Raw genomic sequence first — 12,461 nt, 5'->3', positions numbered from 1 at the left:
GCCGTCCACCCGTCGGCAGCCCCAGGTCCCACTGCCGACGCGGACGCCACACGCGTAGACTCCCCCCGTGGCCAAAGTGACGCGCGACGATGTAGCCCGACTCGCTGGTACCTCGACCGCGGTCGTCAGCTACGTGATCAACAACGGGCCGCGCCCCGTCGCGCCCGCCACCAAGGAGAAGGTCCTCGCGGCGATCGAGCAGCTCGGCTACCGGCCGAACAGCGTCGCCCAGGCGATGGCCTCCCGCCGCACCAACCTGATCGGCATGGTCGTCCCGGACGCCCGCCAGCCGTTCTTCGCCGAGATGGCGCACGCCGTGGAACGGGCCGCCTCCGAGCGCGGCAAGCTCGTGCTGATCGGCAACTCCGACTACGTGGACGACCGCGAGGTGCACTACGTCCGCGCCTTCCTCGGCATGCGCGTCTCCGGCCTGATCCTGGTCAGCCAGGGCCCCTCGCAGCGCGCCGCGGAGGAGTTCGCGGCGATGGAGGGCGCCAAGGTGGTGCTGCTGCACCGCCGTCCCGAGGCGATCGACGACGTCGCGGTGGTCACCGACGACGTGGGCGGTGCCGAGGCCGTCGTCCGCCACCTGCTGGAGGTGCACGGGCACCCGTACGTGGCCTGCTTCGGCGGCCCGGTCGACTCCCCCGCGCCCGGCGACCCGGTCATCGACCACGTCGAGGGCTGGCAGCGGGCCATGGACGCGCACGGCCTGCCCACCGAGCCGCACCTGATCGACGCGCCCTTCCACCGCTACGGCGCGTACGAGGTCGCGCTCGGCGTGCTGCGCTCGGCGGACCGGCCGCCGGCGATCTTCTGCTCCACCGACGACCAGGCGATCGGTGTGCTCCGGGCCGCCCGCGAGGTCGGCCTGCGGGTCCCGGAGGACCTCGCGGTGGCCGGCTTCGACGACGTGCCCGAGGCCGCGCTCGCCGACCCGCCGCTGACCACCGTCGCCTCCGACCGGGACGCAATGGCCCGGGCCGCCGTGGACCTGGTCCTCGACGACTCGCTGATGGTGCCCGGCTCGGACACCGAGCGGGTCCGGAAGTTCCCGTCCCGCCTGGTGGTCCGCCGCTCCTGCGGCTGCAACGGGGCTGCTCCCGGTGCGTCCGGCCAGTCCGGCACGTCCGGGACGTCCGCCGAAGCGGAGTAACCGACTCCGCTCCGGCTACCGCCGCAGCCGGTCTGACCAGGCTTTATGAGAAGTCAACGGGCTTCTCGGACCCTTCTGAGCCCACTTTCATCCGATCCTCATCCCCCGGGCGGACGTTGGTCGGCATGAGCGATGAGCAGCAGCACCGCAGCGAGCAGTACGGGTGGACCGGACAGTACGGCGAGCAGCACGGCGTGCAGCCGTCCGCTCCGTCCGAGCACCGCGTCATCGAGGGCACCGTCCTCGACAGCAGCGCGAACACCGGCGCCGTCCCCGACCCGACCGGGTACAGCTACCGCGAGGACCACTCCGGCAGCGGCTTCGACGGCCCGACCCCTCCCCCGCCCATGCCCCCGAACCCGCCCACCACCGGCTTCCCCGACGGCCCCGACGGGCACGGTGGGCACGGCAACCGGGCCCGGCGCGGCCTGCTGCGCGGGCGGCTCGTCCTGGTCACCGCCGTCGCCGCGGTCGCCGCCGTCCTCGGCGGGGTGACCGGCGGGGTCGTCGCCGCCCAGGAGCACTCCTCCGGCGGCCACACCACCACCATCGCCAGCCCCGTCTCCGCCCGCACCGACGGCAGCGCCGACGTGGCCGCCATCGCCGCCGCCGTCTCTCCCAGCGTCGTCCAGATCACCGTGAAGAGCGGCAACGGCACCGCCACCGGCACGGGCGTGATCCTCGACAGGAGCGGGCAGATCCTCACCAACTACCACGTGATCTCCGGCGCGGTGAACGGCGGCCAGACCACCGTCACCTTCAAGGACGGCTCCACCGCCCACGCCACCGTCACCGGCACCGACAAGTCCCTGGACGTCGCGGTGATCACCGCGAGCGGCGCGAAGAACGTCACCCCGGCCACCCTCGGCGACTCCTCCGGCGTCGCCATCGGCGACCCCGTCGTCGCCATCGGCAACCCCGACGGCCTCACCGGCACCGTCACCTCCGGCATCATCAGCGCCGAGAACCGCGAGGTCACCGTCCAGGTCGACGAGGGCTCCACCGGCGGCAACGGCGGCTACGGCTTCCCCTACCTGCCCGGCCTGCGGGGCTCGCAGCCGCAGCAGAACGGCAGCGGCACCACGACCTACAAGGCCTTCCAGACCGACGCCGCCCTCAACCCCGGCAACTCCGGCGGCCCGCTGATCAACGCCAACGGCCAGGTCATCGGCATCAACTCGGCCATGTACTCGCCCAGCGGGGCCGGCTCCACCGCGGGCGGCAGCAGCAACGCCGGCAGCGTCGGCCTCGGCTTCGCCATCCCGATCAACGACATCAAGCAGGTCCTGCCGAAACTGCAGGCCGGCCAGAACCTGTAAGACGGACAATTACTCCGAGCAAGGACCCCACACGACGAGAAAGGGCAACCGCCCATGACCCCGTCCGCCGACGACCGCACCCCCGCCGAGTCCGGCCACACCGCGGCCCGACTTCTCGTGGTCGACGACGAACCCGCCCTCCGGGACGCCCTGGAGAGCAGCCTCGCCTTCGAGGGGTACGAGGTCGCCACCGCCACCGACGGCTACGAGGCCCTCGAATCCGTCGAACGCGACAAGCCCGACCTCGTCCTGCTGGACATCATGATGCCCCGGATGGACGGCCTCACCGCCGTCCGCCGGATGCGCTCCCGCGGCGACACCGTCCCGGTGCTCATGCTCACCGCCCGGGACGCCGTCGGCGACCGTGTCACCGGCCTCGACGTCGGCGCCGACGACTACCTCGCCAAGCCCTTCGAACTCGACGAACTCCTCGCACGGGTCCGCGCCCTGCTCCGCCGCAACGCCCTCGCCACCGAGGCCGCCGCCCGCGCCGCCGCCGAGGACGAGAGCGAGGTGCTGGCCTTCGGCGACCTCCGGATGAACACCGCCACCCGCGAGGTCACCCGCGCCGGCAAGTCCGTCGAACTGACCCGCACCGAGTTCATGCTGCTGGAGATGTTCCTCTCCCACCCGCGCCAGGTGCTCACCCGCGAGCAGATCCTCAAGGCTGTCTGGGGGTTCGACTTCGAGCCCTCCTCCAACTCCCTGGACGTCTACGTGATGTACCTGCGCCGCAAGACCGAGCAGGGCGGCATGCCCCGGATCATCCAGACCGTTCGCGGCGTCGGCTACGCCCTGCGCCCGGCCACCGGCACCAGCGCGTGAGCAACATCCCACCCCCACCACTGGCTCCGCCCCGCACCTCCCGGCCCCGGCGGCTCGCCCACTGGTTCCGCTCCCGCTCGCTGCGCAGCCGCCTCACCTTCCTGAGCGCGGCGGCGGTGGCGGTGGCCATCGCGCTGTCGGCGCTGGCGTGCTGGTTCATCGTGGAGAGGCAGCTCTACAACCAGGTGCGGACGGAGCTGCTGAGCGCGCCGCAACCCCGGGGAGTGACCCTTCACGTTCCTTGCCCCGCCACCCCGGAGGCTGCTCTCCAGCAGGTGCAAGCCACCCCCGAGGCAACCGGGGGCGGCCCCGTGCCTCGGGACACTCAGTACATCGTGGCGGATCAAGCCATGGTGTGTCTGCCTCCGAACGCGACCAGGGCGATTGTGCTCCAAAAGGACGACACCCAGGCGTTCCGGCTCAAGGGCGGCCAGGCGATCATCCGTGACGGCCGCTACACCAACGGTGATCCGGCGATGGTCCGGCTCTCCATGGTCCGGAACGGCCCGGCGGCCCCGCCCGTGCTGGTGATGGTGGCCACCCCCACACAATCCGTCGAGGACTCCCTCCAAGGCCTCGCCATCCTCCTAGGCGCCGTCTCCGTCGGCGGCATCCTCCTCGCCGCCATCGCCGGCCGCCTGGTCGCCCACTCCTCCCTCAAGCCCGTTGACCAACTCACCGACGCCGTCGAACACATCGCCCGCACCGAGGAGGTCGGCAGCACGATCCCCGTCCACGGGGACGACGAGATCGCCCGCCTCTCCACCTCCTTCAACTCCATGAGCACCGCCCTCGCCAACTCCCGCGAGCGGCAGACCCGTCTGATCGCCGACGCCGGGCACGAGCTCCGCACGCCCCTCACGTCCCTCCGCACCAACGTCGACCTGCTGATCCGCAGCAACGACACGGGCCGCCCGCTCCCCCCGGCCACCAAGACCAAGCTGCTGGGCAACCTGAAGGCCCAGATGCAGGAACTCACCGTCCTCATCGGCGATCTCCTCCAGCTCTCCCGCCCCGACACCCCGAAGGCCGGCCCCAACCTCACCGTGGTGGCCCTGCACGAGATCGCCCAACGCGCCGTCGAGCGCGCGAAGTTGCGCGGCCCGGGACTGGTCTTCGAGACGGCCGCCGAGCCCTGGTTCGTCCACGGCGACGCCGCCGGGCTCGAACGGGCGGTGATCAACCTGCTGGACAACGCGGTCAAGTACAGCCCGCCCGGCGGCACCATCGACGTCCGCCTCCGGCAGGGCGTGCTGACCGTCCGCGACCACGGCCCCGGCATCCCGCCGGACGAGCTGCAGTACGTGTTCGACCGGTTCTGGCGCTCCCCCTCCTCGCGCCAACTGCCGGGCTCCGGCCTCGGGTTGTCGATCGTCGCGCAGAGCGTCCGGGAGGCCGGCGGCTCGGTGTCGCTGGGCCCGGCCGGGGACGGCGGTCCGGGCGCCCTGGCCACCGTCCGGCTGCCGGGCGGGCCCACGCCCGAATAAGCAGGACGGGCGGGGCGCCCCGACAGCGCCCCGCCCGTCCTGTGCCGGCTCACGGTCAGTCGATGTCGCTGCCCGGGCCGATGACCTTGATCCGGTCCTGCGCCGGGGCCTTCAGCGGCGCGGCCGCCGAGCTGTGGGCACCCAGGTAGGCGACGAGCACCTCCAGGTCGGAGACGCCGACGAGCTTGTCGGTGCCGGCCGCGAGGGCCGGGAAGCCGTCGCCGCCGGTGGCCAGGAACTCGTTGGCCGCGACCCGGTACTTGGCGGCCGGGTCGATCGGCGCGCCGTTGAGCCGGACCGAGTCGACGAGGACCCGGTCGGCACCGGTCTTGCGCATGTCCAGGGTGTAGCTCAGGTTCTTGGACACCTGCAGGATCTTCGGCGCCCCGGTGTTGCCCCCGCTGACCTGCTGCTGGAGCAGCTGGATCAGCTGGGCGCCGGTCAGCGTCTTGACCTGCATCATGTTGGTGAACGGCTGGACGGTGAACGCCTTGCCGTAGGTCACCACCCCGTCGCCCTCACTGCCGGCCGCCTTGTAGACCAGGTCGGACCGGATGCCGCCGGGGTTCATGAAGGCGACCTGCGCCCCGCCCTTGTCCGCCGGGGCCAGCCCCTCCAGCTGCGCGTCGGCGATCAGGTCGCCGAGCGGCTTCTCCAGGTCGCTGCTGCCGCGACCGTTGATGTCCGAGGCGATGTAGCCGACCGGGCGGTTGGCGATCGGGGCGGCCAGCTTGGAGTAGCGGGCGATCAGCTCGCTCATGTCCTCGGCCTTCGGCAGCGTGCGGCGCACGATGTGGTTCTCCGCCTTGACCGAGGGGCGCACGATGGTGCCGGTGCTCTTGTCGAGCTTCAGGTCGATCTGGGTGAAGAGCCGGCCGAAGGAGGCGGCGCTGGTCACCGAGCGCGGCACGCCGTTCGGGTCGGGGATGGTGCAGGCGTACGCGTTGTGGGTGTGGCCGGTGACGATGGCGCCGACCGCCGGGTCGATCTTCTTCGCGATGTCGACGATCGGGCCGGAGATGCCCTGGCCGGCCGGGCCGCAGTCATAGTTGTAGACGCTGCTGGCCGGGTAGCCGCCCTCGTGGATCAGCGCGACGATCGAGTTGACGCCCTGCTCCTTGAGCTCTGCGGCGTACTTGTTGATCGTGGTGACCTCGTTGGCGAACTTCAGGCCCTTGACGCCCTCCGCCGTCACGATGTTCGGCGTGCCTTCCAGGGTGACGCCGATGAAGCCGATCTTCACGCCCTGCGACTTGGTCACCCAGTACGGGGGCAGCAGCGGCTCGCCGGTGTTCTCGTCGGTGACGTTGGCGGACAGGTAGTTGAAGTTGGCGCCGCGGAACTTGCGGCCCTTCTCGTAGCAGCCGTCGACCGGGTGGCAGCCGCCGTTCTGCAGCCGCAGCAGCTCCTGCGCGCCGTGGTCGAACTCGTGGTTGCCGACCGAGGTGACGTCCAGGCCGAGCTTGTCCATCGCCTCGATGGTCGGCTCGTCGTGGAACAGGGCCGAGGTGAGCGGGCTGGCCCCGACGATGTCGCCGGCCGCGACGGTGATCGAGTCGTCGGCGGCCTCGCGCGCCTGGCGCAGCGCGGTGGCCAGGTACTCGACGCCGCCGGCCGGGGTGTTGACCGGCCGGCCGGTCGCCGGGTCGATCTCCCGGACGGTGCCGGAGGAGCCGGCCGGGGGCTCCAGGTTGCCGTGGAAGTCGTTGATCGCCAGCAGCTGGAGGTCGACGGTCCTGTGATGCCGGGCGCCGGCGTCGGCGGCCTGGGCGGCCGCCGGCACGGCCACCGTGCCGAACAGTCCGGCCGCGGCGACCATGGCGAGCGCCGCGCGTCGGGATCTGACGGTGAGCATGAGGGCCCCCTGCACCTAGGAGCGCCCGGCCGTGGACAGGCGCAGGCGCGCGATGAATATGGGTGTGCGCGAGTGCAGCCTAGGGTCAACGCGCGTAGCTGTCAGGGCCTCAACCGTAACGAGTGGGTGACCCGCTGACGAACCGTCGTGGACGAATCAGCGCACGGCCTTCACGGGACCGCCCCGTGGACCGCCCCGGCGGGAGCGCCCGCTCACACCCCCGGCTCGGCCGCCAACTGCCGCTCGGCACGCGTCCGTTCGGCGACCGCGTCCTCCGTCATGGCGCGGTCGGTGTAGACCAGCGGCCGTTCCGCCTCGGTGATGATGTGCTTGACCACCTGGACGTTCCCGTTGACGTCCCAGACCGCGATACCCGGCGACAGCGTCGGGATGATCTCCACCGCCCACCGCGGCAGGCCCAGCACCCGGCCGGTGGCCCGCGCCTCCTCGGCCTTCTGCATGTAGATCGTCCGGGTGGAGGCCATCTTCAGGATCGCCGAGGCCTCCTTGGCCGCCGCGCCGTCCACCACGTCCGACAGGTGGTGCACCACCGCGACGAAGGAGAGTCCGAGCCGGCGACCGAACTTCAGCAGACGCTGGAACAGCTGGGCCACGAACGGGCTGTTGATGATGTGCCAGGCCTCCTCGACCAGGAAGATGCGCTTCTTCCGGTCCGGCCTGATCCAGGTGTGCTCCAGCCACACGCCGACGATCGCCATCAGGATCGGCATCGCGATCGAGTTGCGGTCGATGTGCGAGAGGTCGAAGACGATCAGCGGCGCGTCCAGGTCGATGCCGTCGGTGGTCGGCCCGTCGAACATGCCGCGCAGGTCGCCGTCGACCAGCCGGTCCAGCACCAGCGCCACGTCCAGGCCCCAGGACTGCACCTCGTCCACCGCCACGCCCAGCGACTCCACCGAGGATAGCTCTGGGCTGCGCAGGGTGTCGATGATGTCGTCCAGCACCGGCTGACGGTCCTTCACCGAGGCCACCACGTGCGCGTGCGCGGCCTTCAGCGCGAAGCCGGCCCGCTCCTCCAGGCCGCGCCCCATCGCCACCTCGACGATGGTGCGCAGCAGCGACAGCTGACCGGTCTGCGTGATCGCCGGGTCCAGCGGGTTGAGCTTCACTCCGCCGTCCCGGGCCGCCATCGGGTCCAGGCGGATGGACTTTATACCCAGCGCGTTGGCGATCAGGTTCCACTCGCCGACGCCGTCCTCGCCCTGCGCGTCGAGCACCACCACCTGCCGGTCGCGGAACCTCAACTGCCGCAGGACGTACGTCTTCTCCAGAGCCGACTTGCCGTTGCCGGACTCGCCCAGCACCAGCCAGTGCGGGGCCGGCAGCTGCTGCCCGTACAGCTGGAAGGGGTCGTAGACGTACCCTTTGCCGCTGTACACCTCGCGGCCGATGATCACACCGGAGTCGCCCAACCCCGGTGCGGCGGTGGGCAGGTAGACCGCCTGCGCCTGGCCGGTCGAGGTGCGCACCGGCAGCCGGGTGGTCTCCACCTTGCCGAACATCAGGCTGGTGAACGCGTCGGTGAGGTTGCCGAGCCCCATGAGCGGCCTCCTGGTGTGTCAGCTGGGCGGTGAACGTGAAACAGCGGGTCAGCGGCGGATGCCGGTGGCGAACGGCAGGGTGTTGACGAAGGCCCGGTGGTGCTCGCGGTCGCACCACTCCAGCTTGAGGTAGCTCTTGCCGGCCGAGGCCCGGATGGTCCGCTTGTCGCGGGCCAGCGCCTCGGGGTTGCGCGAGGAGACCGTGATGTAGCCGACCAGGTTGACCCCGGCCGCGCCGGACGCCAGGTCGTCACCGCGCTGGTCCACCCGGCCGGTGTGGGCCAGGTCGCGCGGGTCGACCGTGCGGTTCATCTTGGCCGCGCGGCTGGCCTCCGCCTCGTCGTTGGTCTTCTCGGTCAGCATCCGCTCGATCGCGACGTCGGTGGGCTCCAGGTCCATCGTCACCGCGACCGTCCGGATCACGTCCGGGGTGTGCACCAGCAGCGGCGCCAGGAAGTTGACGCCCACCGGGGTCAGCGGCCACTCCTTGATCCACGCGGTGGCGTGGCACCACGGCTCCCGGGTCGTCGACTCGCGGGTCTTCGCGGTCAGGTACTGCGGGTGGGTCGCGTCCAGCTCGGCCGGCCAGGCGTTGCGCCGGGACATCGCCTGGATGTGGTCGATCGGGTGGTCCGGGTCGTACATCGAGTGCAGCAGCGAGGAGAGCCGGGCCTGGCCGAGCGGCTGGCGCACCCGGATGTCCGCCTCCGCCAGCCGGGCACAGATGTCGGTCAGCTCGCGCGCCATCACGGCCGCCAGCCCCTCGTCGTCCCGGGCCCGCCCGCCGGTCGCACGCTGTTCATAGGCGCTGTGGCCCATCGCGTGCGCCTCGGCTGCCAGGTCGCGGGTGTAGTGCATGCAGGCCACCAGGTACGCCCGGTGCTGCTCCGAGGAGGTCGACACCATCGACTGCAACTGGTCGTACGAGTCCTGCAGCCAGCGCGGCGAGTCGTGGTCACCGCGCCGCTCGACGTCCTTGGCGTGCGCGTCCGGATCGGCCGGCAGTGTCCGGGCCAGGATCTGCAGCCGCGTCACGAAGCCGTCCCCGTTGGCAACGTGCTTCAGCAGCGTGCCGAACCGGTCGACCAGCGCCTCCTGGTCCTCCGAGTCGCGCAGGCCCACGCCTGGGCCCTCGATCTCGATCGCGGCCGTCACCGTCCGCCGCTCAAGGTGCATCAGCACCCCGACCTCGTCCGGCCCGAACGGCGCCGTCAGCCAACGCAGCCGCCCCACCCCCGGCGGCGGACCGACCTCCACCTCCCGGCCGTCCATCCGGGTGCCGGCGTCCATCACGTCCGACCGCCACGCCCGGCCGCTGCGGACCGTCCGCCGGTAGGTGCGGTTGATCTCCACCCACTTGTAGAACGTCCGCTTGCGGTACGGCACGTAGACCGCCGCGATGGCCAGCACGGGCAGGCCGACCAGGCCCGCGATGCGCAGCGGCAGGACCGGCATCAGCAGGCCCCAGAGCATCCCGAGGAACGCCCCGAAGATGATCAGAACGATCTCGCCGGACTCCCGGTTCCGGCCGATCGGCGCATTCGGGCGGGCCTTGCCGATCAGGTAGGTACGGCGCTGGTGCACATACGGCTGGGCGTACTGGGCACCGTACTGACCGAGCGGTTCGCTGCTCACTTACCCGTCACCCCCCCTTCGCTGGATTGCTGTCGCGGATCGGAACCGGAGCCTGCGGCGGCCCGGCCTGCGGCGGCGGAGCCGGCGTACGGCCCGCGTGCGCGGCGATGCCCGGGGCCACCGAACCGCCCCCCGCACCCCCGCCGCCACCCGTACCGGCCGCCTGACCGCGGTCGCCGTGGGTGGTGATGCCCTGCTTCATCAGGTTCGCAGTGCCGTTGATCATCGCCGAGCCGGCCGACACCGCGCTGGCCCGGGCATGCCGCATGTTCATGATCTCGTCGCCGAAGCCCGGCACGAAGCGGTACACGGCCGCGCTCGCGAAGATCGACAGGAAGAGGATCGCCAGCCCGGACAGGACCCGGGCGAAGTCGTCGTTGGCCCCGGCCCCGGTCGCCACCGCACCCGCCAGGCCCAGGATGATCACGATGATCGGCTTCGCCAGGTCCACCGCCACCATCACCCCCGCCCACCGGCGCACGTGCTTCCACAGCTGCTTGTCCACCAGCCCCGCGTACACCGCCGTACCCAGCAGCGCGCCCACGTACAGCATCGCCGCCCGGATCAGCAGCTCGATCCAGAGCACCGCCGCCGCCAGCACCGCCACCAGCGACACGATGATCAGGATCAGCGGCCCGCCCCCCATGTCACCCTTCTCCAGGGTGTCCGCGAACCCGCCCAGATACGTCCCGGTGTCCGACTTCGTCCCCACCGCGATCGCCTTGGTCAGCCCGTCCGTCGCACTCACCACGGTGTACAGGATCAACGGCGTGAACGCGGACGCCACGACCGTCAGCCACAGGAACCCGATCGCCTCCGAGATCGCCGTCGTCAACGGCGCCCCCCGCACCGCCCGCTTCGTCACCGCCAGCAGCCACAGCACCAACGTGATGATCGTCGACGCCGCGAACACCACCGCGTACTGCTGCAGGAACGACGCATTGGTGAAGTCCACCTGCGTCGTCCCGTCAATCGCCCCCGACAACTTCCGCACCACCCAAGCCGCCGCCTGCGCACACCCCTTGGCCAACGACCCGAGCGGATCGGTGACGGTACCGACGCTGCCACTGCCGGGAATGACCACCGCACCGTTCGGGGCACACCCCGCGTCACTGCCGGGGATCGGCAGATCGACCTTCTGACAGGTGGGTGTGGCCGAGGGTGTCGGCGACGGCTCTGCGAACACCCGCTGGGCCGCCAACAGCGCCGCCAGCTGCAGGCCTGCCATGGCACCCGCCAGCGTGCCCGCGCGGCGCACGGTGGAGCGGTGTGAGGTCTGGTCAACGGGCATAGCGGAACCCCCCGAACTGCTGGACGGCGCCGGTGATCTCGTCGGCGGTGGCGGCCTGCTGGTCTCCGGGCATCGGCGCGGGGCCCTGCCGGCTGGTGTAGTCGGTGAGCTTCCAGTCGCTGCCCGTCCAGCGGAGCGAGAGCGCCAGGGTGAACCAGTTGGTGGTCACGGGCTGGACGGAGCGTTCGCCGGCGAGGCCGGTGAGGCCGGTGCACCAGACCTCGACCTTGGCATCGGCGTCGCTGTAGCCGACCTGCTTGGTGCCGACCGGGACGGTGCGGCTGACGAAGGTGAGGCCCTTGGGCGCGCGGCCTTGGGCGTCGAGGCCGTAGCGGGCGGCGGTGTCGCCGCCGAAGCCCTGGTCCAGGCGGCTCTGGAGGATCGCGACGGCGGTCGGGTCGGCGATGGTGGCCACGATGGTGTGGCGGGTGTCGGTGCGGAACATGTCCGCGGAGCCGATGGCCACCGCGTAGTTGGCGGCGGCGGACTGGGCGCCCTGGTCGGTGTGCGGGAAGCCGCTCGCGATGCCGTTGGTGGTGGTGCCGACGGGCTGGTCGCCGCTGAGGGCGGGGCCGGCGCCGGAGGGGGCGGTGGGGGTGGCGTTGTCGGAGGAGCGGGCGGTGTTCCCCGGGTCGGGTTTGCCGTGGTTGGCGATGGAGATCGCGACGACGAGCAGAGTGACGACGACGAGGACGGTCAGGAGGGTGCGGAGCGGCCTGGCCTGACGGCCGTTCGGCTGCGAGGAGGGCTGTTCGCCGACCGGTAGCCGCGTACGGGTGTGCGGCTGGTCGTCGGACAACGGCACGGCGGCCCTCCTGGTGCGGGGAGCCGGGGCGGCTCCGGGGGCCCTCCGGCCGTGGGCGGGCGCGGACGGAGGGTGGGAACGGGGGGTGGACTCCTGGCGGGCGGACTCCGGCGGTCCGGACGGGGACCTGATCTCAGGTGGGCGGGACTACTGCTGTCCGATCGTCAGATCGCCATGCCGTAGACAATGGTGAACAGAGTGCCGAGTGATCCAATGATGAACACGCCGGTCAGCCCGGCGATGATCAGCCCCTTGCCCTGTTCGGCGCCGAAGCTGTCCCGCATGGCGGTCGCACCGATCCGCTGCTTGGCCGCGCCCCAGACGGCGATGCCGAGGCAGAGGAGGATGGCGACGGCCATGATGACCTCGACCATCACCCGGGCCTCCGAGCCGAGACTCGCGAACGGGCCCCAGTCCGGGGCGATCCCGCCGATGATGGTGTCGATATTCGGCTTCTTTGGTGGGTCCTCGGCCAGGTGGCCGATCGCGATGCTCTGCACGCTGCTCAGGTTCATTTCCATCTCAC

10 protein-coding genes are annotated in these 12,461 nt (G+C 71.3%); 4 read left to right on the top strand and 6 right to left on the bottom strand.

Translation table 11 applies throughout. From position 1 onward, the window contains the following. Positions 1-67 precede the first annotated feature (67 nt). The 4 genes from KV557_RS29345 (at position 68) to KV557_RS29330 (ending at position 4,787) form a co-directional block, all read left to right on the top strand. Complete coding sequence (locus KV557_RS29345; protein ID WP_218204547.1) at positions 68-1,156, top strand: LacI family DNA-binding transcriptional regulator; 1,089 nt, start codon at positions 68-70, stop codon at positions 1,154-1,156. Positions 1,157-1,281: 125 nt separating this feature from the next. Further along, positions 1,282-2,475 carry a S1C family serine protease gene (locus KV557_RS44195; protein ID WP_305149027.1) on the top strand — a complete coding sequence of 398 codons (1,194 nt, stop codon included), beginning with the start codon at positions 1,282-1,284 and terminating at the stop codon, positions 2,473-2,475. Between the two features lie 54 nt (positions 2,476-2,529). Then, a complete protein-coding gene (locus tag KV557_RS29335) occupies positions 2,530-3,300 on the top strand; it encodes a response regulator transcription factor (RefSeq protein ID WP_218204546.1) in 771 nt (256 codons plus the stop codon). Beyond that, positions 3,297-4,787, top strand: a complete 1,491-nt coding sequence (locus KV557_RS29330) for a sensor histidine kinase (RefSeq protein WP_308130137.1) — start codon at positions 3,297-3,299, stop codon at positions 4,785-4,787. Before KV557_RS29335 ends, KV557_RS29330 begins: the two co-directional genes overlap by 4 nt. 55 nt (positions 4,788-4,842) lie before the next feature. On the opposite strand, the gene KV557_RS29325 is transcribed toward KV557_RS29330, so the two are convergent. The 6 genes from KV557_RS29325 to KV557_RS29300 form a co-directional block, all read right to left on the bottom strand. Then, positions 4,843-6,642 (bottom strand): bifunctional metallophosphatase/5'-nucleotidase, encoded by a 1,800-nt coding sequence (locus tag KV557_RS29325; RefSeq protein ID WP_256178118.1) that lies wholly within the window; start codon positions 6,640-6,642, stop codon positions 4,843-4,845. A gap of 212 nt (positions 6,643-6,854) precedes the next feature. Further along, positions 6,855-8,204, bottom strand: coding sequence for an ATP-binding protein (locus KV557_RS29320; RefSeq protein ID WP_218204545.1), 1,350 nt, complete (start codon positions 8,202-8,204; stop codon positions 6,855-6,857). A 48-nt stretch (positions 8,205-8,252) separates the two neighbouring features. Beyond that, the gene (locus tag KV557_RS29315) at positions 8,253-9,839 is read right to left on the bottom strand and encodes an SCO6880 family protein (protein ID WP_374106685.1); all 1,587 of its coding nucleotides are present in this window, start codon (positions 9,837-9,839) and stop codon (positions 8,253-8,255) included. A gap of 7 nt (positions 9,840-9,846) precedes the next feature. After that, the gene (locus KV557_RS29310; RefSeq protein ID WP_256178117.1) at positions 9,847-11,130 is read right to left on the bottom strand and encodes a hypothetical protein; all 1,284 of its coding nucleotides are present in this window, start codon (positions 11,128-11,130) and stop codon (positions 9,847-9,849) included. Beyond that, positions 11,120-11,935 (bottom strand): hypothetical protein, encoded by an 816-nt coding sequence (locus KV557_RS29305; protein ID WP_308130136.1) that lies wholly within the window; start codon positions 11,933-11,935, stop codon positions 11,120-11,122. Before KV557_RS29305 ends, KV557_RS29310 begins: the two co-directional genes overlap by 11 nt. Before the next feature lie 164 nt (positions 11,936-12,099). Beyond that, positions 12,100-12,450 (bottom strand): hypothetical protein, encoded by a 351-nt coding sequence (locus tag KV557_RS29300; protein ID WP_256178116.1) that lies wholly within the window; start codon positions 12,448-12,450, stop codon positions 12,100-12,102. Positions 12,451-12,461 lie beyond the last annotated feature (11 nt).

The organism is Kitasatospora aureofaciens, from assembly GCF_019192735.1.
Taxonomy (GTDB): domain Bacteria; phylum Actinomycetota; class Actinomycetes; order Streptomycetales; family Streptomycetaceae; genus Kitasatospora; species Kitasatospora aureofaciens_A.
The sequence above is the reverse complement of the archived record's forward strand: the minus strand, read 5'-3'. Positions and strand labels throughout refer to the sequence as shown.

Bases quoted from the DNA above. Each gene is read 5' to 3' on its own strand.
- KV557_RS29335 (WP_218204546.1), top strand. From the start codon at position 2,530: ATGACCCCGTCCGCCGACGACCGCACCCCCGCCGAGTCCGGCCACACC.
- KV557_RS29325 (WP_256178118.1), bottom strand. From the start codon at position 6,642: ATGCTCACCGTCAGATCCCGACGCGCGGCGCTCGCCATGGTCGCCGCG.
- KV557_RS29320 (WP_218204545.1), bottom strand. From the start codon at position 8,204: ATGGGGCTCGGCAACCTCACCGACGCGTTCACCAGCCTGATGTTCGGC.
- KV557_RS29300 (WP_256178116.1), bottom strand. From the start codon at position 12,450: ATGAACCTGAGCAGCGTGCAGAGCATCGCGATCGGCCACCTGGCCGAG.
- KV557_RS44195 (WP_305149027.1), top strand. From the start codon at position 1,282: ATGAGCGATGAGCAGCAGCACCGCAGCGAGCAGTACGGGTGGACCGGA.
- KV557_RS29310 (WP_256178117.1), bottom strand. From the start codon at position 11,130: ATGCCCGTTGACCAGACCTCACACCGCTCCACCGTGCGCCGCGCGGGC.